We start from the raw sequence: 24,097 nt of genomic DNA on the forward strand, positions 1-24,097 counted from the left end.
CGCCTCCCCGTACGCCCGAGAGCACAGGACGACACCCCATGAGCAACACCCGCAAGACCGCCACGAAGGCCTCCGCCACCGACCGGATGCGGGCCGCCCGCCTCCAGGCCGAGCGCTCCGACCGGATCCGCCGCCGGGTGGTGGTCGGCGGCGCCTCCGCCGCCGTGCTCGCCCTCGTGGCGGGCGTGGCCTTCGCCGTCGGCGGCTCCTCCGGCTCCGGTCCGGGCGCCGCGAACGGCCCGCTGGTCGTCCCGGCCAACGCGAGCGGCACCGGCGGCACCGTGATCACCTACGGCAAGGCCGACGCCCCGCACACCCTGGAGGTCTACGAGGACTTCCGCTGCCCGTTCTGCGAGCAGCTGGAGACCACCACCGGCAAGGCCGTGCAGCAGCTCGCCGACGACGGCACGTACAAGGTCGAGTACCACCTGGCGACGTTCCTGGACAACAACCTCGGCGGCAAGGGCTCGCGCACCGCGCTGGCCGCGGCCGGCGCCGCGCTGAACGAGGGCGTGGACAAGTTCAAGCAGTTCCACGACGTGCTCTACGCCAACCAGCCGGACGAGCGCAGCGACGCCTTCGGTGACGTCAACCACCTCCTGGACCTGGCCGGCCAGGTGCCCGGCCTGAAGACCGACGGCTTCGTCAAGGCCGTCCAGGAGGGCACCTACGTGCCGTGGGCGGCCAAGGTCAACGAGCAGTTCAACAAGAGCGACGTGACCGGCACCCCGACCGTCAAGCTGGACGGGAAGAAGCTGGACGTCCTCACCAACGGCAAGGCCGTCTCCCCCGAGCAGTTCACCGCGATGGTCAAGCAGGTGACCGGATGACGGCCGGCTCCGCCGCCGTACGGCCCGAGGCCACCGGGCCCCGGACGTACGGCGCGAGCCGCCCGTTCGCCTGGCTGCTGCTGATCGGCGGCGCGGTCGGCCTGTTCGCCTCGGCGGTCCTCACCCTGGACAAGATCCGGCTGCTGAAGGACCCGTCGTACGTCCCCAGCTGCAACATCAACCCGATCATCAGCTGCGGTTCGATCATGCGCAGCGACCAGGCCGAGGCCTTCGGCTTCCCCAACTCGCTGATCGGGCTGGTCGCCTTCGGGGTGGTGATCGCGGTCGGCGCCGGGCTGCTGTCCGGGGCGGCGTACCGGCGCTGGTTCTGGCTCGGCCTCCAGGCCGGGACGGTGTTCGGGGCCGGCTTCGTGACCTGGCTGATGTACCAGGCGCTGTACCGGATCGGCGCGCTCTGCCCGTACTGCATGGTGGTGTGGGCCGCGGTGATCCCGCTGTTCTGGTACACCACACTGCACAACCTGCGCTCGGGCGTGATCCCGGTGGGCCCACGCCTGCGGGTGGCCGTCCGGGAGGCGGCCCGCTACCACTGGGTCGTCCCGGCGCTCTGGTACGCGGTGATCGCGCTGCTGGTCCTCGACCGGTTCTGGTACTACTGGAGCACCCTGATCTGATCCCGTCCGCCGCCCTCTCCTCCGACCCGGGGCGGGCGGCGGCCATTCCTCCCGGTGGGGTGCCATGCGACGCAGGATCGTGCTCTTCGTCTCCCTATCGGTCGACGGCTACTTCGAGGGCCCCGACCACGACCTCGGCTGGAACCTCGTCGACGACGAGGTGCACACCCACTTCAACCGGGAACTCGCCCGGATGGGTGGTTTCGTCTCCGGCCGGGTGACACACGAACTGATGGCCTCCGTCTGGCCCACCGCCGACCGGGACCCGGACGCCGACGCCCCGATGATCGAGTTCGCGGGCATCTGGCGCGCGATGCCGAAGACCGTCTTCTCCCGCACCCTCGAACGCGCCGACTGGAACACCACCGTCGTCCGCGAGGTCACCCCCGAGTCGGTCGCCGCCCTCACCGCCGGCCCCGGCGGGGACCTCGCCCTCAGCGGCGCGAACCTGGCCGAGTCCTTCCTCGCCCAGGACCTCGTCGACGAGTTCCGCCTCTACGTCCACCCCGTCGTGCTCGGCCGCGGCACCCTCTTCTTCCGCCCGGGCGGCCACCCCACCCCGCTCACCCTGAAGGACACCCACCGCTTCACCAACGGCGTCACCCTGCTGCACTACGAGCGCCGCGGCCCGTCACCCCTGGACGGGTGACGGGCCGCGGCGACGGACGGGCAGGGCCGGGTCAGAAGACGTACGCCTCGACCTCGGCCAGGAGTTCCGCCCGGCGCCGCTCGCCGATGAACGAGGCGCGGAAGGAGTTCGCGGCCAGCAGGCGCAGGGTCTCCCGGTCGAGGGCGAGGGCCTCGCGCACGGCACGGAAGTTGTCCTCCACGTAGCCGCCGAAGTACGCCGGGTCGTCGGAGTTGACGGTGACCAGTAGCCCGGCCTCCAGCATCTCGCGCAGCGGGTGGTCGGCGAGGGTGTCGATGCAGCGCAGCCGGACGTTGGAGAGCGGGCAGAGGGTCAGCGGGATCTGCTCGCGCACCAGGCGGGCGACCAGCTCGCCGTCCTCCAGGCAGCGCAGCCCGTGGTCGATCCGCTCGACGCCGAGGACGTCCAGCGCCTCGGTGATGTACGCGGCCGGGCCCTCCTCACCCGCGTGGGCGACCCGGCGCAGCCCGGCCTCGGCGGCCCGGCGGTACACCTCGCGGAACTTCACCGGCGGGTGGCCGACCTCGGCGGAGTCCAGGCCGATGCCCGCGATCCGGTCGAAGTACGGGCGGGCGGCCTCGAAGGTCTCCAGCGCGGACTCGGCGGACTCGTCCCGCAGGAAGCACATGATCAGCTGGGTGCTGATGCCGTACCGCTCCTCGCTGCGCTCCAGCGCCCGGGTCAGTCCGTCCACCACCACGCCCAGCGGCACCCCGCGCGCGGTGTGCGCCTGCGGGTCGAAGAAGATCTCCGCGTGCCGCACGCCCTGTTCGGCGGCCCTGGCCAGGTAGGCGTCGGCGAGGTCGGCGAAGTCCTCCTCGGTGCGCAGCACGGCCATCAGCGCGTAGTAGAGGTCCAGGAAGGACTGGAGGTCGCTGAAGGAGTACGCCTCGCGCAGCGCCTCGGTGTCGGTGTACGGCAGCCGGACGCCGTTGCGGGCGGCGAGCTCGAAGGCGAGTTCGGGCTCCAGGGTGCCTTCGATGTGCAGGTGGAGTTCGGCCTTGGGAAGCGGCATGTGCGATCTGTCCGAGCTGTAGCGGGTGGTCCTGGAAGGTGCTGACGGATTCATCCTATGATCCGCGCCCCGGCGAACGGGTGCACCGGCGGCGGTCGGCGGGCACCCTGGAGGAGGGGACTTCCGCCGAGGAGGCACCGAGATGCGGCACGCCGACGACCCGCACATCCGGCCCGCGGGCATCTCCGCGCACGCCCTGGGCAACGACACGCTCCTGCACGAGCTGGAGCAGCTGCACCGCACCCGCCACGAGACCTTCCTGTACGGCTCGGAGGACGCGCTGAAGCGGCACACGCTGCGCACCGGGGAGCTGGAGGCCGAGTACCTGCACCGCTTCCCCAACCGGCAGGTCACCGCGGCGCGGACCAGGTCGGGGGCCAGGGCCAGGGAGGCGGCCGCCCGGGTGGAGTCGCTGCCGGAGTGAGCCGCGGCGGCCGCGCGCCCGGCGGGACACGCCGGGTGCGCGGTGGCGTGCCCGGAGCCGGGCCGTCGGGGAGGGTGTGAGGGCAGACGCGCACCGGACCCGAACCCCCACCTGGGAGCCCCGCATGCCCATCGCCAGCGTCAACCCCGCGACCGGCGAGACCCTCCAGACCTTCGAAGCACTCGACGCGGCCGGGATCGAGCACCGGCTGGCCCGCGCCGAGGCCGCCTTCCACCGCTACCGCGAGACCTCCTTCGCCGCCCGCGCCGGGCTGCTGCGCCGCGCCGCCGACCTCCTGGACCACGACCGGGAGCTGGTCGCCCGCATCATGACCGAGGAGATGGGCAAGCCGCTCGCCGCCGCCAGGGCCGAGGCCGCCAAGTGCGCGAAGGCGATGCGCTGGTACGCGGACAACGCCGAGGCGCTGCTCGCCGACGAGTACCCGGCCGCGGCCGACGTCGCCGACTCCGGCGCCGCCCGCGCCTATGTCCGCTACCGCCCGATCGGCGCCGTCCTGGCCGTTATGCCCTGGAATTTTCCCTTCTGGCAGGTTCTCAGGTTCGCGGCACCGGCCCTGATGGCGGGCAACGTGGGCCTGCTCAAGCACGCCTCCAACGTGCCGCGCACCGCGCTGGCGATCGAGGAGCTGTTCCGGCGGGCCGGTTTCCCCGAGGGCTGTTTCCAGACCCTGCTGATCGGCTCGGGCGCGGTGGAGGGCGTGATCCGGGACCGCCGGGTCGCCGCCGTCACCCTGACCGGCAGCGAGCCGGCCGGGCGGGCGGTCGCGGCCACCGCGGCGGACGTGGTGAAGAAGGCCGTCCTGGAGCTGGGCGGCAGCGACCCGTTCGTGGTGCTGCCGAGCGCCGATCTGGACGCCGCGGTGGCGACCGCCGTCCGGGCCCGGGTGCAGAACAACGGCCAGTCCTGCATCGCCGCCAAGCGCTTCGTCGTGCACACCGACGTGTACGCCCGCTTCACCGCCGCGTTCACCGAGGCGATGCGCGCGCTGAAGGTCGGCGACCCGATGGACGAGGGCACCGACGTCGGTCCGCTGGCCAGCCGCCAGGGCCGGGACGACCTGGAGGAGCTGGTCGAGGACGCCCGCACCCGCGGCGCCCGGGTGGAGTGCGGCGGCGGGCGCCCCGAGGGCTGGGACACCGGCTGGTTCTACGAGCCGACGGTGCTGACCGGCATCACCCCGGCGATGCGGATCCACCAGGAGGAGACCTTCGGTCCGGTCGCCACCGTCTACCGGGTGGCCGACCTGGACGAGGCGGTGGCGGTCGCCAACGACACCCCGTTCGGGCTCAGCGCCAACGTCTGGACCACCGACGCGATCGAGCAGGAGCGCTTCGTCCGGGACATCGAGGCCGGCGGGGTGTTCTTCAACGGGATGACGGCCTCCCACCCGGCGCTGCCGTTCGGCGGCGTCAAGCGTTCCGGGTTCGGGCGGGAGCTGTCCGGGCACGGGATCCGGGAGTTCTGCAACATCACCACGGTGTGGATCGGCTGAGCCCTCCCGGACCCCCGCTCACCCCGGCCGGGTCAGGACGCCATCCGGTGCCGGCCCGGCCCCGGGGTCATCCAGCGGGCGACCACGCCGCCCATCGCGACGACCGTCAGGCCCCAGAAGATCGCCATCGGCACCAGCACCGGCAGCAGGCTCACCTGGACGGCGATCATGCCGAGGCCGACCGAGAGCGCGATCATGAACGTCACCACGGTGGGGCTGAGGCTGAGCAGCCAGTGCCAGAGGCGGTGCCCGAAGCCCCGGGCCCTCCGGGCTTCGGGGCCGGTGTCGGCGTCGGCCTGGGCCTCGGCCTGGGCGTCGAGTTCCTTGTAGGTCAGCAGGTCCATCGGGATCGCCTCCAGTGCTGGACGGCTGGACGGGAGGAACGCCTGGCCCGGGGAGGGTCAGGAGGCCTTGCGGGGAGCCGTGGACTTCCGGGTGGTGGTCTTCTTCGCCGCCGGGCTCTTCGCCGCCGAGCTCCCGGCAGAGCTCTTCGCGGAACTCTTTGCGGAGGTCTTCGCGGGGGCCGCCTCCGGAGCCTCCGAGGCGGCTGCCTTCTTCGCCGGGGACCGCTTGCGCGGCGCGGGTTTCTCCTCCTCGGCGCCGTCGTCGGCACCCCGCCCGCCCTTGGCCCGCTTGAGGCTGCTGCGCAGCGCCTCCATCAGGTCGATCACGTTGTCCGGCGCCTCGCCCGGCTCCTCCTCGTGCGGGATCTCCACGCCCTCCAGCCGCGCGGTGATCACCTGCTGGAGCGCCTGCTGGTAGTCGTCGTGCAGCTGGGCCAGGTCGAAGTCCTCGGAGAGGGTGTCCATCAGCGACCGCGCCATCTTCAGCTCCTGCGGCCGGACGGTGACGCCCTCCTCGGGCGCGATGCCGGCCACCGGGCGGACCTCGTCGGGCCAGATGCAGGTCTGGAGCACCAGGGTGTTGTCGTGCACCCGCAGCACCGCGGGCGACTCCCTGGTGCGCAGCGCGATCTTGGTGACGGCGATCTGCCCGGACTCGGTGAGCGCGTCGCGCAGCAGCGCGTACGGCTTGGCGGCGGCCTTGTCGGCGACGCCCACGTAGTAGGCCTTGGAGAACATCAGCGGGTCGATCTCGCCCTCGTCCACGAAGGCCAGCACGTCGATGATCTTCTTGCTGGGCAGCGGCAGGTCGGCGAGGTCCTCGTCGGAGAGCGTGACGGTCCGCCCGTCGGGAGACTCGTACCCCTTGGCGATCTCCGCGTACGGGACCTCCTTCTCCTCCCGCTCGCAGTACCGCTTCATCCGCACCCGGCCGCCGTCCTTCGCGTGCACCTGGTGCAGCGGGACGTCGTGCTCCTGGGTGGCGGAGTACAGGTGGACGGGGATGCTGACCAGCCCGAAGCTGATCGTCCCCTTCCAGGTGGTCTGCATGGGGTCGCTCCTGACCGGCGCCGGGTGCCGGCCGGCTCCGAGAACGCTCGGGATGCTCCTACGACATGTCCCGAGAGTCCCACTCTGCCCGGATTCGCGGCGATCGGCCACACCGCGCCGACAATGGGACCGAGGAGGTCGATGCGGATGACCGCCCGGAGCCCGGAGGGCGGGGACCAGGCGCCGCCGCCGGAGCGGTACGGCTACCTGGTGACGTACGCGGTGCGGGGCGAGTCCGGCGTACGGCGCGCGGAGGTGACCGTGCTGCCCGGATACTCGCAGGAGACGGACATCCCGCGGATCCTGGCCGCCCGGCTGACCGGGCGACCGGCGGACGAGACGTCCGTCACGATCCTCGACGTGCGGCCGGTCTGACCGCCCACCCCGGGGCGATGTGAGCCCCGACAGAGCTTGGGAACCCTTCCGAAGGCTGACGATGTGTCAGATTTGAGGTTTTCATGCCACTTTCGTACCCGCTCTGACCAGGGCTTTTGTGTCCGTTGAGCGAACAGTTACCAAAAGATTGTTCCGATCATCGGTGCATAGAAGTTAGGTTGCGACGCAATGCGCGGGTCAGTCCCCCACCCTCCGGCGCGTCGAGCCGAGGGACAACGCCGCGCTGGAAAGGCACAGGGCACCCTGATGAGTGCGGACACCACCAAGCCCACGACGGCCACGAAGGTCCCCCACCAGCCGGGGCCGGCCGGGAACGGCGGCGACGGCCACCTGAAGGCCGGGCTCAAGAACCGCCACCTGTCGATGATCGCCATCGGCGGCGTGATCGGCGCCGGTCTGTTCGTCGGCTCCGGCGCGGGCATCGCGACCACCGGACCGGGCATCCTGCTCTCCTACGCACTGGCCGGCGCGCTGGTCGTCCTGGTGATGCGGATGCTCGGCGAGATGGCCGCGGCCGACCCGCAGAGCGGCTCCTTCTCGGCGTACGCGGACCGCGCGCTCGGCCGCTGGGCCGGCTTCTCCATCGGCTGGCTGTACTGGTTCTTCTGGGTCGTGGTGCTCGCGGTCGAGGCCACGGCCGGCGCGAAGATCCTCAACAACTGGGTCCCCGGCGTCCCGCAGTGGGGGTGGGCGCTGATCGTGATGGGCGTGCTGACCGCCACCAACCTCTTCTCGGTCGCCTCCTACGGGGAGTTCGAGTTCTGGTTCGCCGGGATCAAGGTGGTCGCGATCGCCGCGTTCCTGGTGATCGGCACCCTCGCCGCCTTCGGCCTGCTGCCCGGCACCCACGCGGTCGGCGCCAGCAACCTGACCGGGCACGGCGGCTTCCTGCCGCACGGGGTGGGCGCGGTGTTCACCGGCATGCTCACCGTGGTCTTCGCCTTCATGGGCAGCGAGATCGTCACCCTGGCCGCCGGCGAGTCGGAGAACCCGGAGAAGGCGGTCAGCAAGGCCACCAACAGCGTCATCTGGCGGATCGGGATCTTCTACCTGGGCTCGATCCTGCTGGTGGTCACCCTGCTGCCCTGGGACTCCGCCGACGTCAAGGCCAGCCCGTACGTGGCGGTGCTGGACCACATCGGCATCGCGGGCGCCGGCCAGGTGATGGACGTGATCGTGCTGACCGCGGTGCTGTCCTGCCTCAACTCCGGGATGTACACCGCCTCCCGGATGGCCTTCTCGCTCGGCCAGCGCGGGGACGCGCCCAAGGCCTTCGCGACGGTGACCCCGCGCGGCGTGCCGCGGGTGGCGATCCTCTCCTCGGTGGTCTTCGGCTTCGTCGCGGTGTTCTTCAACTACACCTCGCCGGACACCGTGTTCGCCTTCCTGCTCAACTCCTCCGGCGCCGTCGCGCTCTTCGTCTGGCTGGTGATCTGCGCGACCCAGCTGCGGATGCGCAAGATCATCGAGCGCGAGATGCCCGAGCGGCACACCGTGCGGATGTGGCTGTACCCGTACCTGACCTGGACGGCCATGGGCATGATCGGGTTCGTCATGGTGTACATGTTCACCGACGCCGACGGGCGCAAGCAGATGTACCTGTCGCTGGTCGCCGCAGCCATCGTGCTGGCGGCCTCGGCCGTGGTGGGCCGACGGCGGCGGGCGGCGGTGGCGGCGGGCTCCTGACCCGTCCGCCCCGCGCGGGAACGCCGGGCCCGGGAGCCGTTGCGGAGGCTCCCTGGCCCGGCGCCGTTTCTTCCCGCACCACCACACCCCCTGGGCCCCGCTTCGCTCCCGTACAGCCGGGGCGGGGCGCCGTGACCGGCCGCTCACGCTGCGCCGATGCCGCCCCCGCGAACGTGTGAGCCCGCCCACAGGGGCATCCCCACGTACGACCCCCGATAGTGGACGAGCGCGCCGGAGCCCCCTCCGCGCCACCGCCGGGCCACCCCGGCCACAGTGCCCGCGACCGCGTCCCGCCCGAAGGACGCAGGCCACCGCGCCTGGCGCCCTTGCGTTCCACCACCGCTCCCCGGCCTCGCCCCACAGGCTCGCAATATGGACAAACTCCACCAAATCAACCGCCGATCACTGCTGCGCCCGCCCCGCAACCACGACTCGGCGTAGTAGCGGACCCCTTTGCCACCCGTCCCCGGCCCTGCCAAGAATGGCCCGTCGCCGGGCAGCGCGACCGACCACCCCCGCCGCGCAGCCCGTCCGCCCCGCCGCTTCGGCCGGGGCGCCACGGCCGTCCAGGGCGGCCGCACCGGCCCCGCTCACCCGGAGCCGCCGCGATGCCCCGCCCCCGGTGCCACCGGCACGGCCCCCGACGGAGAAGGATCGTCCGCCTCATGCAGCTCAGCCAGCTCAGCCATGCCCGCCGCAACTCCCTGATCACCGGCATCGCCACCCTCGTGGTCGCGAGCGCCGCCACGGCCGCCCTCGCCATCCCGCAGGCCGGGAACACCACCACCGAGGCCGCCCCCGTGGCGGCCGTCGCGGTGGACGGCGAGCCGGTCGCCGACCAGGGCCAGGCCGACACCGCTGCCGCCGCTGCCGCTGAGCAGGCCGCCCAGGAGGCCCAGGCCAGGGCCGACGCGGACGCCGCCGCCCAGGCCCAGGCCCAGGCCGAGGCGCAGGCCCAGGCGGACGCCAAGGCCAAGGCCGACGCCGAGGCCGCCGCCTCCCGCTCCCAGGAGCGCCAGAACCTCGCCGCGGCCCCGGCCGGCTACTCCGGCACCCCGCAGCAGATCGCCGCCCAGATCGTCCCGGCCGGCCAGCTCCAGTGCTTCAGCAACATCGTCTTCCGCGAGAGCAGCTGGAACCCGCTCGCCGTCAACGCCTCCTCCGGCGCCTACGGCCTGGTCCAGGCCCTGCCCGGCTCCAAGATGGCCTCCGCCGGCGCCGACTGGCGCACCAACCCGGCCACCCAGATCAAGTGGGGCCTGGACTACATGAACACCCGCTACGGCAGCCCCTGCGCCGCCTGGTCGTTCTGGCAGAACCACCACTGGTACTGAGCCGCCCCGTTCGGCCCCCGGGCCCGCGACGCACCCCGCGTCGCGGGCCCCGGCGCGTATCGCCGCAGGTCGGGACGGGCGTGGACACGCCCGGAAGGCGGCGTGAAGATATGGCGCACACTCGTACGATTTGTCGGTGATTGCGGGGAAATACCCGCCATCGAGCCTTTGCCACGGTTCGCGGGCCCTCTTACGCTCCGGCGTCATGCCCTCACCCCTGATCAGCGTCGTGCTCCCCGCCTACGACCGGCAGAAACAGCTCGCCGACTGCCTGGACTCGCTGCTCGCGCAGTCCCTGGCCGACGTCGAGGTGATCGTGGTCGCCGACCGCTCCCCCGAGACCGCGGCCGGGCTCGCCGACGCCTACGCGGCGCGGCACCCGCGGGTGTCGGTGCTGCACCTGAACGCGGCGGTCGGGGTCGGGGCGAGCCGCACCGCGGGGGCGGCGCGGGCGGCCGGCGAGTACCTGCTGTTCCTCGACGCCGACCACCTGCTGCCCAGGGACGCGCTCCAGGCGCTCGCCGACCGGCTCCGGCAGACCGGCCCGGTGGACGTGCTGCTGTTCGGCCACTCCCGCCGCCACCAGGACCGGGACTGGCCCGGCGGAGCCGAGGCGCTGCTCGCGGAGGCGGGCCCCGAACCCTTCGCCCCCTTCGACCGGCCCGCGCTGTTCGGCGCGCCGCCGCTGATCTGGGACCGGCTGATCCGCCGCGACCACTGGGCCGGGCTGGGCCTGGCCTTCCCGCCCGGCCGCCACGAGGAGGTCCCGGTCGTGCACGCGGCCCTGCTCGGCGCCCGGAAGGCCGCCGTGCTGGCCCGGGAATGCGTCCAGCTGCGCCGCAGGGAGACCGTCCATCCGGCGGGCGGCCCCGGCAGCAGCGTCTTCGACCTGTTCGAGCAGTACGAGCGCAGCTTCGCCCTGCTGGAGGACCAGCCGCACCTGTACGCGGTGCGCGAGGCACTGTTCGTCCGGATGATCCGGCACTACCTGTTCGTCTTCGACCTGGCCGGCTGCGTCTCCCGCGTCGAGCGGCCGCAGTTCTTCCACCGGGCCGCCGAGCACCACCGGCGCTTCCAGCCGCCCGGCCACCGTCGGCCGGGCGGCCGCGAGGGGATCAAGTTCTCGCTGCTGGCGGGCGGCGCCTACCCGGCCTTCGAGGTGGCCAAGCTCTCCCACATCGCGCGCGGCACGCTCACCGGGCGGAAATAGCGCGCGCCCGCCCGGCCCTCACCTCGGCGGGCGGCCGGGGCTCCCGGCGGGTGCCGCGCGACACCCCGTCGGCGGTACCCCCGTCGCGCCCGGTACCGGTCCGGGCCGGTGCCTGGAATCATCGGCGGGGCCGTCGCCGCACCCGCCCCGGGAGGTCCCTGGTGAGCCGTCCGTCCGCCGACCCGGGGGCCGCGCTGGCCCGTGAGCTGGCCGCCGTGCTGCGCGGCGAGGTCCGCTTCGGCGCCGCCGAGCGCACCGTCTACAGCCAGGACGCCTCCAACTACCGGCAGTTGCCGCTCGGCGTGGTCAAGCCCGCCGACCTCGACGACGTGCGCACCGCGCTGGCGCTCTGCCGCGCCCACCGGGTGCCGGTGGTCGCGCGCGGGGCCGGGACCAGCATCGGCGGGCAGGCGATCGGCCCGGGCGCGGTGGTGCTGGACTTCCGCCGCCACCTCGGCGCGGTGCTGGAGGTCGACCCGGAGGCCCGCACCGCGCGGGTCCGGCCCGGCACCGTGCTGGACGACCTCCAGCGCGCCGCCAGGCCGTACGGGCTGCGTTTCGGCCCCGACCCGTCCACGCACAGCCGCTGCACCCTCGGCGGCATGATCGGCAACGACTCCTGCGGCTCGCACTCGCTCGCCTGGGGGCGCACCGCCGACAACGTCGAGCGGCTGGAGCTGCTGCTCGCGGACGGCACCGAGCTGACCGTCGGCGGTCGGCTCACCTCAGGGGAGCGCGCCGCGCTCGCCGCGCAGGGCGGTCCGGTCGGCCGACTCCACACCGGGCTCCAGGAGTTCACCGACCGCAACCTCGCGGTCATCCGGCAGGGCATGCCGCAGCTGCCCCGCCGCACCTCCGGCTACCCGCTGGACGCCCTGCTGCCCGAGCACGGCCACGACCTGGCCAGGGCGCTCACCGGCACCGAGGGCACCTGCGCGCTGCTGCTCGGCGCCACCGTCCGGCTCGTCGAGGACCCGCCCGCCCGGGCCCTGGTGGTGGCCGGCTACCCCGACGAGGGCGCCGCCGCCGACGCCGTCCCCGCCCTGCTGCCGTACGGTCCGCTGACCGCCGAGGGCATGGCCGCCGACCTGATCACCGCGCTGCTCGCCGCCGGGCCCCGCCCGCCCGCGCTGGACCGGCTGCCCGCCGGCGAGTGCTGGCTGTTCCTGGAGACCGGCGGCGCCACCCCGCTGGAGGCCTACCAGGCCGCCCGCACCCTGGCCGACGCGGTGCGCCGCGAGCGGTCGGCCACCGTCGCACTGGTCACCGACCCGGTCGAGCAGCGCCAGCTGTGGGCCGTCCGGGAGGCGGGCGCGGGGATCGTCACCCGGCTGCCGGGAGGCGGCGAGGCCTGGCCCGGCTGGGAGGACTCCGCCGTCCCGCCCGAGCGGCTCGGCGACTACCTGCGGGACCTGCGCGCCCTGCTGCGCCGGCACAGCCTGCACGGCGTCCCGTACGGGCACTTCGGCGACGGCTGCGTACACCTGCGGATCGACTTCCCGCTGGACGAGCCCCAAGGAGTGCTGGTCTTCCGGGAGTTCCTGGAGCAGGCCGCCGACCTGGCGGTCTCCCACGGCGGTTCGCTCTCCGGCGAGCACGGCGACGGGCAGGCCAGGGCCGAGCTGCTGCCGCGCATGTACCCGCCCGAAGTCATCGCCCTGTTCGGCGAGTTCAAGCGGATCTGGGACCCGGAGAACCTGCTCAACCCGGGCGCGCTGGTCGACCCCCGCCCGCTCGACGCCGACCTGCGCTTCGTCACCACCCCGCCCCGCACACTGCCGCTGGCCCTCCCGTACGCGCAGGACGGCGGCAGCCTGGTCACGGCGGTGCACCGCTGCGTGGGCGTCGCCAAGTGCGTGGCCCCGGGCAGCGGGGTGATGTGCCCGAGCTACCTGGCCACCGGCGAGGAGCGGCACTCCACCCGGGGACGGGCCCGACTGCTCGCCGAGATGCTGCGCGGGATGGGGGCACCTCCCGGCCACCGGGACGGGGGAGCGGTCCCGGGCGGCTGGCGCTCGGAGGAGGTCAGGGAGGCGCTGGACCTCTGCCTGAGCTGCAAGGGCTGCGCGAGCGACTGCCCGGTCCACGTCGACATGGCGACGTACAAGTCCGAGTTCCTGCACCAGCACTACCGGCACCGGCCGCGCCCGCTCGCGCACTACTCGATGGGCTGGCTGCCGCTCTGGCTGCGGGCCGTCGCGCTCGCGCCGGGGGCCGCCAACACGCTCGCCCGCTCCCGGGCCGGCGGGCTGCTCAAGCGGCTCGGCGGGATCGACGGGCGCCGGGTGCTGCCGGTCTTCCCGCCGGAGACCTTCACCGCCTGGTACCGGCGGCACCGCGCCGGCCGTCCGGCCCCGGCGGGCGCCCGGCCGGTGCTGCTGTGGCCGGACACCTTCTCCGACCACCTCCAGCCGGACGTGCCGCGCTCGGCCGTCGAGGTGCTGGAGCACCTGGGCTTCGACGTCAGGCTGCCCCCGGGCCCGGTGTGCTGCGGTCTCACCTGGTACTCCACCGGCCAACTCGGCACCGCCCGGCGGGTGTTGAGGCGCAGCCTGCGGGTGCTCGAGGCGGCCGGGCTCCCGGCCGACACCCCCGTGGTCGGCCTGGACCCGAGCTGCACCGCGACCCTGCGCGAGGACCTGCCCCGGCTGCTCGGCGCGGACGGCCGCCCGCTCGCCGACCGCACCCGGACCTTCGCCGAGTTCCTCGACGAGCACGCCCCGGACGCCCCGCTCCCCCGGATCGGTCTGGACGCCGTCACCCAGACCCACTGCCACCAGCACGCGGCGCTCGGCAGCGCCGCCGACCGCCGGGTGGAGGCCAGGCTCGGTCTGAACAACCGGGTGCTGGACGCCGGTTGCTGCGGCCTGGCGGGCAACTTCGGCTTCGAGCGGGGCCACTTCGAGGTGTCCGAGGCCATCGCGGAGCGGGTGCTGCTGCCCGAGGTCCGGGCCGCCGGGCCGGAGACGGTGGTCCTGGCGGACGGCTTCAGCTGCCGCACCCAGATCGCCCAACTCGCCGACGGGCGCCGGGCCCTGCACCTGGCGGAGCTGATCGCCCGGGAGCTGCGCGCGGCGCGTCCCTAACCTTCCGCGTGCGCGGCGAGGAAGGCCCCGGCGTGTGCCGCGGCCTCCTCCCTGCTCCGGAGTCCGGTGGACGCCTCGCCGGTCGCGCCGTCGGCGCCGACGGCCGTCCAGCGCCAACCGCCGGAGGCCTCGTCCTCGTCCAACTCGGCGGTGCCCCCGAACAGTTCGAGCGATCCCGGCCGCGCCGGCGGACGGCTGACGGCCTCCGGCCACTTCTTCCTGGCGCCCTGCCTGGTGATGCCCCAGGCGGCGCCGAGCTGCTCGTAGCCGGCGCCGTAGGAGCCCGCCGTGGCGGCCGCGACCGCGGTGAGCCGCTTGACCTCCGCGTCCACCAGCTTCCAGGCGGACAGCACGGAGAGGGCGACCTCGACCGGCTCGGCGTTCCACATCCGCTCCGCGGGCAAGCCCCCGCTCGCGCGGGAGCGCACGGCTGCGGCGAGCGGGTCGAGCGCGCCGAGCAGGGCCGTGGCCAGCTCGGCGCGCTCCTCATGAGTGATCTCCACAGACGTCATACCGACAACTCTAGTTGTCGAATCCATTCTCGACAACCAAAGTTACCGACGGGCCGCGCACGGGAGTGTCAGCCCTGGGCGGCCCCGGCCGGCGACTGCTCCGCACAGACCGCCGAGACGAACTCGGCCACCCGCACCTGCGGCAGCCCGCGCGCGATGTCCGCCTCGCTGATCATGCCGACCAGCTTGTGCTCCGGGTGGTTGATCACCGGCAGCCGGCGCACCTGGTACTGCTCCATCACCCGCAGCACCTGCTCGCAGTCCTCGTCCGCCTCCACCGTCATCGGCCGCCCCTGCGCCAGCTCCCCCGCCGTCACCGACGCCGGGTCGCGCCCCTCGGCGACGCAGCGCAGCACGATGTCGCGGTCGGTCACGATGCCCAGCAGCTTGTCGCCCGGCCCGCAGATGGGCAGGGCGCCCACGTCGCGTTCCCGCATGATCCGGGCGGCGTCCGCGAGCGTCTCGTGCTCACGGATGCACTCCGCGCCCGGGTGCATGATGTCGCCGGCTCTGGTCATGGTCCGCCTCCTGACCTGGCTTCCCGTCCCCTCGTCCATCGTGGTCCGCCCGGACGGCCGTCGCCACCGGGCGGCGCGCTCAGGAATCCCCGTCCGGCCCGGTGCGGGCGGCCCACTCCACCCGACCGTCCACCGACTCCGGGCGGTCCACCGGGGACTGCTCCAACACCTCCTCCAGGGGCGGGAGTTCGCGCTTCGGCTACTCGGGTCCGAGCTCCTCCTCCGGGACCTCGCCGCTCTCCACCGCCTCCTCCGCGGCCTTCGCCCCGGCCGCGGCCGCCGCGGCCGTCAGCAGGTTCCGCTGCTGCACCTCCGTCGCGCTGTCCAGGAACCGCAGCAGCTCCACCGGGAAGGGCAGCACCAGCGTCGAGTTCTTCTCCGCGGCCACCTCCACCACGGTCTGCAACAGCCGCAGCTGGAGCGCGGCCGGGGTCGCGCTCATCACCGCCGCGGCCTCCGACAGCCGCTCCGAGGCCTGGAACTCGCCGTCCGCCGTGATGATCCTGGCCCGCCGCTCCCGCTCGGCCTCCGCCTGCCGGGCGATCGAGCGCTTCATCGACTCCGGCAGCGCGACGTCCTTGATCTCCACCCGGTCGATCTCGATGCCCCAGCCCAGCGCCGGGCTGTCGATCATCAACTCCAGTCCCTGGTTGATCGGTTCGCGGTTGGCCAGCAGGTCGTCCAGCTCGCTCTTGCCGATGATCGAGCGCAGCGAGGTCTGGGCGACCTGGGAGATCGCGAAGTTGTAGTCCTGCACGTTGACGGTGGCCTTCACCGGGTCCTGCACCCGGAAGTAGACCACCGCGTCCACCCGGACGGTCACGTTGTCCCTGGTGATGCCCTCCTGCGCCGGGATCGGCATCGTCACGATCTGCACGTTCACCTTGCGCAGCCGGTCCGCGACGGGCATCAGTGCCACCAGCCCCGGATCGCGCACCTCCTCGCGCACCCGCCCGAAGCGGAACACCACGCCCTTCTGGAACTGCTGGACGACCCTGATGCTCAGCCCCGCCCAGATCGCCCCCAGCCCGGCCAGCCCCCCGATGGCTCCCAGCACCGCTTCGACGATCATCGCGGCCTCCTCGCGGCCCGCGCCCTGCGCGCACACCGACGTGCCCGGCCGCTGCCGACCCGACCGGCCGGGGCCGCCGGAACACCTGGTTCCACGCTACGCCTGCCCGCACGACGGCGGACCGAACGTCCCCCGGCCCCCGAAACCCTAGGATCGTGGCCATGCCGACCGTGGCCGTGCCCCCGTCCCCCGCCGACGACCCCGACGACCCCCGCCACCCCGCGGAGGCCGCCGCCCTGGCCCCCGGCCTCACCGCGCTGGACCGCGTCGTCACCGGCTGCCGGGCCTGCCCCCGCCTGGTCGAGTGGCGCGAGGAGACCGCCAGGACCAAGCGCCGCGCCTACCTGGACTGGGACTACTGGGCCCGGCCCGTCCCCGGCTTCGGCCCGCCGGACGCCCCGCTCGTCCTGGTCGGCCTCGCCCCCGCCGCCCACGGCGCCAACCGCACCGGCCGGATCTTCACCGGCGACCCCTCCGGCGACCTGCTCTACGCCGCCCTGTACGAACTCGGCTTCGCCAACCGCCCCCAGTCCGTCCGCCACGGCGACGGTCTGGAGCTGTCCGGCGTACGGATCACCGACCCGGTCCGCTGCGCCCCGCCGGACAACAAGCCCAGCACCACCGAACGCGACACCTGCCGGCCCTGGATCACCCGGGAACTGGAGCTGATGCGCCCCACCGTACGGACGGTCGTCGCCCTCGGGGCCTTCGCCTGGCAGGCGATGCTCCCGGTGATCGCGGAGGCCGGCTGGCGGGTCCCCCGCCCCCGCCCGGCCTTCGGCCACGCCGCCCTGGCCACCTTCCCGGCCCGCGACGGCGGCCCCGGCCTGCGGATGTACGGCTGCTACCACGTGAGCCCGCGCAACACGAACACCGGCCGGCTGACCACCGCGATGCTGCACGACCTGCTGCGCGAGGCCGCCCGCTCGGCGGGGCTCACCCCGCGGTAGCGGGCTCCCGCCGGCCCGCGTCCGCCTACCCGAACCGCGTCAGCTTCCGCTTGCCCGCCCGCCGCCAGACCTCCGGCAGCCGCTCCCTGGCGGCCCCCTCGGTGGCCAGCTGGCGACCGTACAGGGCGCCGTAGCCGAACGGTTCGCCCCCGCTCGCGGCCTGGGCGGCGAGCGTGCTCGCGGCGACCACGGCGTCCTGGTGCTCACCCAGCACATCCTGGACGTCCTTCATCCGCCGCGCGAAGCGCTCGGCCCTGGCACCGGCCGCCGGGGCCGCCGTCTCACCGGCGTAGCGGGCGCGCTTGGCCGCCTTGCGGGCCTCGTGGAGGGCGCGGTCCCGCTCCTCCGGGGCGGCGGCGAGGGCCGCGCGGACGCGTTCGGCGGTGCGGTGCTGCTCCCGGGCGGCGAACCGGGAGAGCTCCCGGAGGGCGCCGCGCGCGGCCCGCGGGCGCAGCGGCGGGTCGGCCAGCAGGGTGACGAGGGCCTCGCCGAGGGCCCGGCGGCGAGGGCTGTCCAGGGCCGCGACCACCTCGGGCCAGACCTTGCGGTACTCGGCCTCGCCCCACCGCTCCAGCTCCGCGGCGACCCGCTGCGGCGCGCACTCGGCGGGCAGCTCCCGGGCCTCGGCGGCCAGCCGTGCGGCCAGCACCTCGCGGTCCCGCGCCCCGCCGAGGGCGGCGGCGAGCCAGCGCAGCTCGGCGACCAGCTCGTCGGTGGCGCCGGCGGTGAACAGCCGCCGGAAGGTCCGCAGGGCGCTGCGCAGCCGCCGGCAGGCGACCCGCATCCGGTGCACGGCGTCCGGCTCGTCGGCCCGGACGGCGTCGTCCAGCTCCGCCAGCACCACCGCCTGCGCCCCGATCCGGGCCAGCAGGACCTGCCCCACCGTGGTCTCGGGTTTCGCCATGTGCGCTCGCCCCCTCGTCGGGTCAGCGGGAACGCCTTCCAGGCTAGTGCGCGTACGGCCGCTGTCGAGTCCGCCGGAGGCCCTGCCCGAGACCCTGCCGGAGACCTCACGGGAGACCTCTCAAGCCACTGAGGACACGTCAGCCGGACCAGGGACCTACGGGCCCTCGTGCGGATGTGAGCGCCATGGCATACTCCGGAGCGTGACGACCTCCTCCCCCTCGACCAGGGCCCTGCGGGCCGCGGTGTTCACCGCGCTCGCCGTGCCCATGGCCGCGTTGGGCCAGGTGGTCATCACGGGCCGCCCGCTGCCGCTGCCGCTGGTGGCCTCGGCGGGCGTCGTCGTCTTCCTGGTCGCGGCCGTGCTGGCCGGCGGGGAGCGGCGGATGCTGCACATCTCCGGTGTGATGGTGCCGGTCGAGCTGCTGCTCAACACCACGTTCAACCTGGGCCAGACCGGCTGTGCGCCGGTGCTGACCGGCCAGGTGCCCGCCCGCGGCGTGAACCTGCTGGTCTGTGGCGGCGGTTCGGTGGACGGCTCGCTGCTGGGCCACGTCGGGCAGTTGGCACCGGCGGCGACCCAGCTGCTGCTCCTGCTGGCGCACCTGGTGATCGCGCTGGCGGCCTCGGCCTGGCTGCGGCTGGGCGACGCGGCGCTGTCGGGCCTGGCCCGGGCGATGCGCACGCTGCGCGAGTCGCTGGCCGCCCCGCTGCACGCCCTGGTGGTCCTGCTGACCCCGGCTCCGGTCCGCCCGGTGCTGCGGGTGCCGCTGCCGGTGTCGGACCGCCCGCGGCCGCGCCGCGAGGACGTGCTGCTGAGCCCGGCACCCCGGCGTGGTCCGCCCGCCTTCGCGCCTGCCTGCTGATCGCCCTTCCCCCTCCGATCAACCCCGTACCCGGCCGGACGGCCCCGGTACGCCCGCAGGCAGTGCGCACGACTCCCGCGTTCACCCGGCCCCGCCGCACCCCGTGCGGTTTCCCGCGCGCACCCGCGCGCCGCGTACAGGAGTTGACTTCCCCATGGCTCAGACCCCCAGCAAGCAGCAGGCCAAGCGCGTCAGTGCCCGTGAGCGGATCCAGGAGGCGCAGCGCCGCGAGCAGCAGGCCGGCAAGCGCCGTCAGCGGATCGTGGTGGCGGTCTCGGCCGTCGCCGTCCTGGCCCTCGCGGGCGGCGTCGCCGTCGCGGTCAACTCGGCCTCGGACAAGAGCGACAAGGGCACCGCGGCCGCTTCGGCACCGTTCGTCGCGCCCGCCAACGCCTCCGGCCCGGACGGCACGGTGATCACCTACGGCAAGGCCGACGCCCCGCACACCATGGAGATCTACGAGGACTTCCGCTGCCCGATCTGCAAGCACTTCGAGGCGGCGAACAGCGAGACCGTCAAGAAGCTCACCGAGGACGGCCAGATCAAGGTGGAGTTCCACCTGGCGGCGTTCCTGGACAAGAACCTCGGCGGCAAGGGCTCGCGCACCGCGCTGGCCGCCGCCGGAGCCGCGCTGAACGAGGGCGTGGACCAGTTCAAGGCGTTCCACGACGTGCTGTACGCCAACCAGCCGGACGAGCGCGAGGACGCCTTCGGCGACGTCGACCACATCCTGGACCTGGCCGGCCAGGTGCCCGGGCTGAAGACGGACGCCTTCGTGAAGGCGGTGACCGACAGGACCTACGCCCCGTGGGCGGCCAAGGTCTCCGACGCGTTCAACGGCAGCGGTGTGACCGGCACCCCGACGGTCAAGGTGGACGGCAAGACGATCTCCCTGTTCGCCGGCAACGCCGTGGTTCCGGCCGAGCAGTTCACCGCGCAGGTGAAGCAGGCCGCCGGCCTCCGGTAGGCCGGGCCCCGCACCGTACGGCACAACCCGGCCCGGCCGAACATCCGGCCGGGCCGGCTCCTCCCAGCCAGCCACCGGAGTGTGCTGCCATGACCGCCGCTACCACCGTGCACCTGTCCCGCTCCGAACCCGACGACGCCGGCCGGGCCCCGGTCGGCGCGAGCCGCGCCTACGCGTTCCTGCTGTTCCTCGGCGGGCTGGTCGGGCTGGCCGCCTCGGCCGTCCTGACCTTCGACAAGCTCCGCATCCTGGAGAACCCCTCCTACGTCCCCAGCTGCAACCTCAACCCGGTCATCAGCTGCGGCTCGGTGATGCGCACCGACCAGGCGGAGGTCTTCGGCTTCCCGAACCCGCTGCTCGGGCTGGCCGCCTTCGGCGCGCTGACCGCGATCGGCGCGGGGCTGCTCTCCGGTGCCGCGTACCGGCGCTGGTTCTGGCTGGGGCTGAACGCGGGCACCGCGCTGGGCGTGGTGTTCGTGCACTGGCTGGTCGACCAGGCGCTGTACGACATCGGTGCGCTGTGCCCGTACTGCATGGTGGTCTGGGCGACGGTGGTGGTGCTGTTCTGGTACACCACGCTGCACAACCTGCGCTCCGGCGTCATCCCGGTGGGCCCGCGGCTGGCGGTGGCCGTCCGGGAGGCGGCGCGGTACCACTGGGCGCTGCCGGTGCTGTGGGCGGCGGTGATCGCGCTGCTGGTGCTCAACCGGTTCTGGTACTACTGGAGCACCCTCCTCTGACCGTCCCTCACCCCACGTACCCGTGGGAGTGCAGCAGTGCGGCGGCGCCGGTCCGCCGGGCCTCCAGGGCCCCGGCGAGCCGGCGCGCCGCACCGGGCTGCAGCAGGACGGCGGCCCGCGCCGGGGTGAAGTACCCGTGGTCGGCGACCTCCTCGGGCTGCGCCCTGACCACCGCCCCGGGGGCGACCGTGCCTCCGTCGAACATGAACTGCACGGCGGGGTGGGCGTGTTCGCCCTGGTCGGGGATGGCTTCGCGCCACTCCACCACGAGCAGCCGCAGCGGCCCGACCGCCAGCCCGGTCTCTTCGTACAGCTCCCGGGCCGCGCACTCGGCGGGCCCCTCCCCCGGGTCCATCCCGCCGCCGGGGAACTGCCACTGGTCGCGGTAACTGGCCTTCAGCAGCAGGACCTTGCCCGCCGCGTCGGTGAGCAGCACGCTGCACCCGACGTAGGCGCGCACCATCCCGGCGAGCCACTCCTCCTCCGAGAGTGCCCAGGTGTCCGTCATCGTGCCCCTCCGCCGACCGCCGTCCTCGGGGACAATCTGCCGCGATCCCCGCCCGCCAAACGGCGGTTCACGCGCAGTCCACCCGAACGAGTGCCGACGGGGGCGGCTCGGGCCGGCTAGCCGAAGACGGCCTGCCGGAAGGCGTTGCGCAGCTCGGTGAGCTGTCGGACGCCCCAGTCGTAGTGCACCTTGTTGGTGAGCAGCAGGGCCCAGCGGCCGAGCCGCCGGGAGATCCAGAAGCCGGTGCCGGTGAAGCCGTAGTGGACGAAGGTGCCCTCCGCCGGATCGGTGCCGGGGGCGCAGAGCCAGGACAGGCCGCGGGCGGGGACGAGGCCGCCGGTCTGCTCGCGCAGCGACTCGTCGATCCACGCCCCGCCCCAGGGCAGTCCGGGCGGCGGGGCGAGCAGCGCGGTCAGGAAGCGGGCGAGGTCGCGGGCGGTGGAGAACGCCCCGGCGTTGCCGGAGACCCCGCCGAGCAGCCGGGCGGAGGGGTCGTGAACGACTCCGCGCAGGTGGGTGCCGGTCCGCTCGTCGTACTCGGTGGGCGCGGTACGGGCGGCGAGCACCGTGCCGAGCGGGCCGTACCGGGTGTCGGCCATGCCGAGCGGCTCCCAGACCCAGCGCGCGGCGAGCTCGTCCAGCGGCGCGCCGCCGAGGTCCTCGACCAGGTAGGTCAGCAGCACGGCGGCCCGGTCGGTGTACTCGACGGCCGTACCCGGCGGGCGGTGCAGCGGGGCGGTGACCACCCCGGCCCTGATCGCCGCGAGGTCCCGCCCGTAGAGCTGCTCGAACCGGGTGTACGGGAGCATCCCGGCGGTGTGGGCGAGGAGTTGACGAACCGTCACCTCGCCTGCGGGGTGCCCGGCGGCGGGCGGCCACCAGTGGCCGAGCGGCTCGTCCGGTGGCAGCCGCCCGGACTGCCACAGCACCCCGGCGCAGGGCCAGAGCGCGACGATCTTGGTGAGGCTGGCGAGGTCGTGGAGGGTGTCGGGCCCGGGCCGCAGCCGTGCGTACGGCCCCTGGCCGAGCAGGCCGTGGCTGCCGCCGCCGAGTGTGCCGCCGGCGTCGCCGACGGCCCAGACGGCACCCGCCCCGACGGTGCGCGCGCCCTCCCCGACCAGCCGGTCGACTCCGGACATTCCGAGCCCGTCGGCGCCGGACGCCGGTCGGCGATGACTCATCCCGTCCCCCCTTCGAGGCGACGTGAGCCTTCCCCGCGCGGCCGCCGCTCAGACCGCCGGAGTCAGCTCCTTGCCGAGGCAGATGCTCTGCTCGTGGTCCCTGTAGATGCCGAACTTCCGGATCGCGGCGTAGCCCTCGGACTCGTACAGCGCGACGGCCTCGGGCTGCTCGGTGCCGGTCTCCAGGATGACGCGGGTCCGCCCGGCCTCGATCGCGCTCCGCTCCAGGCGGTGCAGCACCGCACGGGCCAGGCCGCGGCCGCGGGCGTCGGGGACCACGAACATCCGCTTCAGCTCGACGTCACCGTCGCGCAGGTCGTCCGGGCCGGCCTGCTTGGCCCGCCAGCCGCCGCAGGCGACCGGACGGCCGTCCAGGTAGACGATCATGAACAGGCCGGCCGGCGCCTCGAAGTCCTCGGGGTGCATGACGGTCTCGTCCGGGTCCCCGTAGCGGCGCACGTACTCCTGCTGCACCTCCGCCGAGAGGGCCTGGGCGTCGGGGTGGGCGTAGCCGGTGACGCGGAACTCGACGGTGCCGGTGTCCTGGGCGGTGCTGGTGCTCATGGGAAAAGAGCCTACGGTCCCCGCTCAGCGGACCTCGAACCGGGCGACCAGCTCGTCCTTGCCGAACATCCGGGCGGTGTCCACGGCACTGGGGGTGCCCGCCCGCGGGTCGGCGCCGCCGGCCAGCAGCACGTCGAGCACGTCGGTGGCGCCCTTGAAGACGGCACCGGCCAGCGGGGTCTGCCCGCGGTCGTTGGCGAGGTCCGGGTCGGCGCCGTGCCGGAGCAGCTCCGCCACCGTGGCGGCGTGGCCGTGGTAGGCGGCGAGCATGACCAGGGTGTCGCCGCGGTCGTTGGTGAGGTCGGCCGGGGCGCCGGCGTCCAGGTAGGCGCCCAGGGTGTCGGTCTCCCCCGCCCTGGCGGCGTCGAAGAGCTTCCCGGCGAGCGCGATCACCTCGGCGTCGGGGGCGTCGGCGGGCTGCTGGCTGGCGGCGTCGGTCATGGCGGGTGGCCTTTCCGGTCGGGTCTTCGGGCGGATCTTCGGTCGGTTCCCGGGACGGCTCCCGGGGCGGTGCTTCGGGCGGTGCTTCGAGACGGTCACCGGCTGTGCCAGGGCACGGTAGCGGCCGGTGCCGCGGCGGACCAGCGGGCATCCGGAATCCGGATGACGGCCCGCCGCCGCCCCGACACACGACCACGTGCGTTGCGCAGCCATTCGAGCGAACTTCCCCGACCCCCCGGAAACTTCCCGCCCGCCGTCAGGGAATGCCTCGGCGCACGGAATCCCCGCGCCGCCCGGCCCCCGCACCGACCGGTTCCCATACCGCCGTCCGGTCGCCGGAAGGGCATTGAATGGCAGAACCACCCATTTGCGCCGTTCCATCATCTATTACTTTTTGTCACGATTAGTGCACTTTCCGTAACACCCCTGCTGGTTCCCCTTCCGAGGAGCGGAACGTGATCCTCTCGATTTCCGGCATCGTCCTGTTCGGCACCATCGCCTTTCTCTTCTTCCGCCGGGACGGACTAAAGGTCTCCCACGCCATCGTCTGCGCCCTCCTGGGCTTCTACATCGCCGGCTCCTCGATCGCCCCGAGCATCACCGCGGGCGGCGCGAGCCTCGCCAGCCTGCTGAGCGGCATCAGGTTCTAGCCGGCCCCGGCCTCCCCGCATCCCCGTACCGGCCCGGGCGCGGATCCCACCGC

26 protein-coding genes are annotated in these 24,097 nt (G+C 73.8%); 15 read left to right on the top strand and 11 right to left on the bottom strand.

Features of this window, described 5'->3' with window-relative positions:
- The first annotated feature begins 38 nt into the window (after window positions 1–38).
- From ACZ7C5_RS06630 to ACZ7C5_RS06640, 3 genes are all read left to right on the top strand, one after another.
- A complete protein-coding gene (locus ACZ7C5_RS06630) occupies window positions 39–830 on the top strand; it encodes a DsbA family protein (RefSeq protein ID WP_188300966.1) in 792 nt (263 codons plus the stop codon).
- Window positions 827–1,465: a vitamin K epoxide reductase family protein gene (locus ACZ7C5_RS06635; protein ID WP_401091842.1), complete on the top strand. Its 639-nt coding sequence runs from the start codon at window positions 827–829 to the stop codon at window positions 1,463–1,465. The genes ACZ7C5_RS06630 and ACZ7C5_RS06635 overlap by 4 nt, the downstream gene beginning before the upstream one ends.
- A gap of 64 nt (window positions 1,466–1,529) precedes the next feature.
- The gene (locus ACZ7C5_RS06640) at window positions 1,530–2,114 is read left to right on the top strand and encodes a dihydrofolate reductase family protein (protein ID WP_401091844.1); all 585 of its coding nucleotides are present in this window, start codon (window positions 1,530–1,532) and stop codon (window positions 2,112–2,114) included.
- A 31-nt stretch (window positions 2,115–2,145) separates the two neighbouring features.
- Here the strand turns inward: ACZ7C5_RS06640 and ACZ7C5_RS06645 are convergent, their stop codons facing one another.
- The gene (locus tag ACZ7C5_RS06645) at window positions 2,146–3,129 is read right to left on the bottom strand and encodes an adenosine deaminase (protein WP_401091846.1); all 984 of its coding nucleotides are present in this window, start codon (window positions 3,127–3,129) and stop codon (window positions 2,146–2,148) included.
- A 142-nt stretch (window positions 3,130–3,271) separates the two neighbouring features.
- Here ACZ7C5_RS06645 and ACZ7C5_RS06650 point away from each other — a divergent pair, with 142 nt between their 5' ends.
- Together ACZ7C5_RS06650 and ACZ7C5_RS06655 are read left to right on the top strand one after the other, a co-directional pair.
- Window positions 3,272–3,553: a DUF6158 family protein gene (locus ACZ7C5_RS06650; RefSeq protein ID WP_401091848.1), complete on the top strand. Its 282-nt coding sequence runs from the start codon at window positions 3,272–3,274 to the stop codon at window positions 3,551–3,553.
- A gap of 124 nt (window positions 3,554–3,677) precedes the next feature.
- A complete protein-coding gene (locus tag ACZ7C5_RS06655; RefSeq protein ID WP_470322145.1) occupies window positions 3,678–5,066 on the top strand; it encodes an NADP-dependent succinic semialdehyde dehydrogenase in 1,389 nt (462 codons plus the stop codon).
- A gap of 32 nt (window positions 5,067–5,098) precedes the next feature.
- Here ACZ7C5_RS06655 and ACZ7C5_RS06660 read toward each other — a convergent pair whose 3' ends face one another.
- Both ACZ7C5_RS06660 and ku read right to left on the bottom strand, forming a co-directional pair.
- A complete protein-coding gene (locus ACZ7C5_RS06660; RefSeq protein ID WP_470322146.1) occupies window positions 5,099–5,410 on the bottom strand; it encodes a hypothetical protein in 312 nt (103 codons plus the stop codon).
- 57 nt (window positions 5,411–5,467) lie between these two features.
- Window positions 5,468–6,460 (bottom strand): non-homologous end joining protein Ku, encoded by a 993-nt coding sequence (gene ku / locus ACZ7C5_RS06665; RefSeq protein WP_470322147.1) that lies wholly within the window; start codon window positions 6,458–6,460, stop codon window positions 5,468–5,470.
- Between the two features lie 147 nt (window positions 6,461–6,607).
- On the opposite strand from ku, the gene ACZ7C5_RS06670 reads away from it, so the two are divergent.
- From ACZ7C5_RS06670 to ACZ7C5_RS06690, 5 genes are all read left to right on the top strand, one after another.
- Entirely contained in the window at window positions 6,608–6,835 is a 228-nt protein-coding gene (locus ACZ7C5_RS06670; protein ID WP_470322148.1) for a hypothetical protein, read from the top strand.
- A 267-nt stretch (window positions 6,836–7,102) separates the two neighbouring features.
- On the top strand, window positions 7,103–8,542 hold the full coding sequence (locus ACZ7C5_RS06675) for an amino acid permease (RefSeq protein WP_401091856.1): 1,440 nt from the start codon (window positions 7,103–7,105) through the stop codon (window positions 8,540–8,542).
- 665 nt (window positions 8,543–9,207) lie between these two features.
- Window positions 9,208–9,876 (top strand): aggregation-promoting factor C-terminal-like domain-containing protein, encoded by a 669-nt coding sequence (locus ACZ7C5_RS06680; protein WP_470322149.1) that lies wholly within the window; start codon window positions 9,208–9,210, stop codon window positions 9,874–9,876.
- 205 nt (window positions 9,877–10,081) lie between these two features.
- The gene (locus ACZ7C5_RS06685) at window positions 10,082–11,086 is read left to right on the top strand and encodes a glycosyltransferase family 2 protein (protein ID WP_401091860.1); all 1,005 of its coding nucleotides are present in this window, start codon (window positions 10,082–10,084) and stop codon (window positions 11,084–11,086) included.
- Between the two features lie 161 nt (window positions 11,087–11,247).
- Window positions 11,248–14,172: an FAD-binding and (Fe-S)-binding domain-containing protein gene (locus ACZ7C5_RS06690; RefSeq protein WP_470322150.1), complete on the top strand. Its 2,925-nt coding sequence runs from the start codon at window positions 11,248–11,250 to the stop codon at window positions 14,170–14,172.
- Here ACZ7C5_RS06690 and ACZ7C5_RS06695 read toward each other — a convergent pair.
- The 3 genes from ACZ7C5_RS06695 to ACZ7C5_RS06705 all read right to left on the bottom strand — a co-directional run bounded on the left by ACZ7C5_RS06695 (window position 14,169) and on the right by ACZ7C5_RS06705 (window position 16,274).
- Window positions 14,169–14,684 carry a hypothetical protein gene (locus ACZ7C5_RS06695; RefSeq protein WP_401091864.1) on the bottom strand — a complete coding sequence of 172 codons (516 nt, stop codon included), beginning with the start codon at window positions 14,682–14,684 and terminating at the stop codon, window positions 14,169–14,171. The two genes, ACZ7C5_RS06690 and ACZ7C5_RS06695, sit on opposite strands and share 4 nt — an antisense overlap.
- Before the next feature lie 68 nt (window positions 14,685–14,752).
- Window positions 14,753–15,202, bottom strand: a complete 450-nt coding sequence (locus ACZ7C5_RS06700) for a CBS domain-containing protein (RefSeq protein WP_470322151.1) — start codon at window positions 15,200–15,202, stop codon at window positions 14,753–14,755.
- 199 nt (window positions 15,203–15,401) lie between these two features.
- Window positions 15,402–16,274: an SPFH domain-containing protein gene (locus tag ACZ7C5_RS06705; RefSeq protein ID WP_401091868.1), complete on the bottom strand. Its 873-nt coding sequence runs from the start codon at window positions 16,272–16,274 to the stop codon at window positions 15,402–15,404.
- 161 nt (window positions 16,275–16,435) lie between these two features.
- On the opposite strand from ACZ7C5_RS06705, the gene ACZ7C5_RS06710 reads away from it, so the two are divergent.
- Window positions 16,436–17,224, top strand: coding sequence for a uracil-DNA glycosylase (locus tag ACZ7C5_RS06710; RefSeq protein WP_470322152.1), 789 nt, complete (start codon window positions 16,436–16,438; stop codon window positions 17,222–17,224).
- 25 nt (window positions 17,225–17,249) lie between these two features.
- Here ACZ7C5_RS06710 and ACZ7C5_RS06715 read toward each other — a convergent pair whose 3' ends face one another.
- On the bottom strand, window positions 17,250–18,128 hold the full coding sequence (locus tag ACZ7C5_RS06715; RefSeq protein ID WP_470322153.1) for a CHAD domain-containing protein: 879 nt from the start codon (window positions 18,126–18,128) through the stop codon (window positions 17,250–17,252).
- 202 nt (window positions 18,129–18,330) lie between these two features.
- Here ACZ7C5_RS06715 and ACZ7C5_RS06720 point away from each other — a divergent pair, with 202 nt between their 5' ends.
- The 3 genes from ACZ7C5_RS06720 to ACZ7C5_RS06730 all read left to right on the top strand — a co-directional run bounded on the left by ACZ7C5_RS06720 (window position 18,331) and on the right by ACZ7C5_RS06730 (window position 20,700).
- Window positions 18,331–18,993, top strand: a complete 663-nt coding sequence (locus tag ACZ7C5_RS06720) for a hypothetical protein (protein ID WP_401091873.1) — start codon at window positions 18,331–18,333, stop codon at window positions 18,991–18,993.
- A 154-nt stretch (window positions 18,994–19,147) separates the two neighbouring features.
- A complete protein-coding gene (locus ACZ7C5_RS06725; RefSeq protein ID WP_401091874.1) occupies window positions 19,148–19,960 on the top strand; it encodes a DsbA family protein in 813 nt (270 codons plus the stop codon).
- An 89-nt stretch (window positions 19,961–20,049) separates the two neighbouring features.
- Window positions 20,050–20,700 (top strand): vitamin K epoxide reductase family protein, encoded by a 651-nt coding sequence (locus tag ACZ7C5_RS06730; RefSeq protein WP_188300498.1) that lies wholly within the window; start codon window positions 20,050–20,052, stop codon window positions 20,698–20,700.
- A gap of 7 nt (window positions 20,701–20,707) precedes the next feature.
- Here ACZ7C5_RS06730 and ACZ7C5_RS06735 read toward each other — a convergent pair whose 3' ends face one another.
- From ACZ7C5_RS06735 to ACZ7C5_RS06750, 4 genes are all read right to left on the bottom strand, one after another.
- Window positions 20,708–21,208, bottom strand: coding sequence for an NUDIX domain-containing protein (locus tag ACZ7C5_RS06735; protein ID WP_401091876.1), 501 nt, complete (start codon window positions 21,206–21,208; stop codon window positions 20,708–20,710).
- A 116-nt stretch (window positions 21,209–21,324) separates the two neighbouring features.
- Entirely contained in the window at window positions 21,325–22,389 is a 1,065-nt protein-coding gene (locus ACZ7C5_RS06740; RefSeq protein ID WP_470322154.1) for a serine hydrolase domain-containing protein, read from the bottom strand.
- Window positions 22,390–22,437: 48 nt separating this feature from the next.
- Complete coding sequence (locus ACZ7C5_RS06745; protein ID WP_401091988.1) at window positions 22,438–22,953, bottom strand: GNAT family N-acetyltransferase; 516 nt, start codon at window positions 22,951–22,953, stop codon at window positions 22,438–22,440.
- Window positions 22,954–22,977: 24 nt separating this feature from the next.
- Entirely contained in the window at window positions 22,978–23,394 is a 417-nt protein-coding gene (locus ACZ7C5_RS06750; RefSeq protein ID WP_470322155.1) for an ankyrin repeat domain-containing protein, read from the bottom strand.
- 455 nt (window positions 23,395–23,849) lie between these two features.
- Here ACZ7C5_RS06750 and ACZ7C5_RS06755 point away from each other — a divergent pair, with 455 nt between their 5' ends.
- Window positions 23,850–24,044: a hypothetical protein gene (locus ACZ7C5_RS06755; protein WP_188300502.1), complete on the top strand. Its 195-nt coding sequence runs from the start codon at window positions 23,850–23,852 to the stop codon at window positions 24,042–24,044.
- Window positions 24,045–24,097 lie beyond the last annotated feature (53 nt).

The sequence above is a fragment of the Kitasatospora sp. NPDC036993 genome (genome assembly GCF_055607525.1).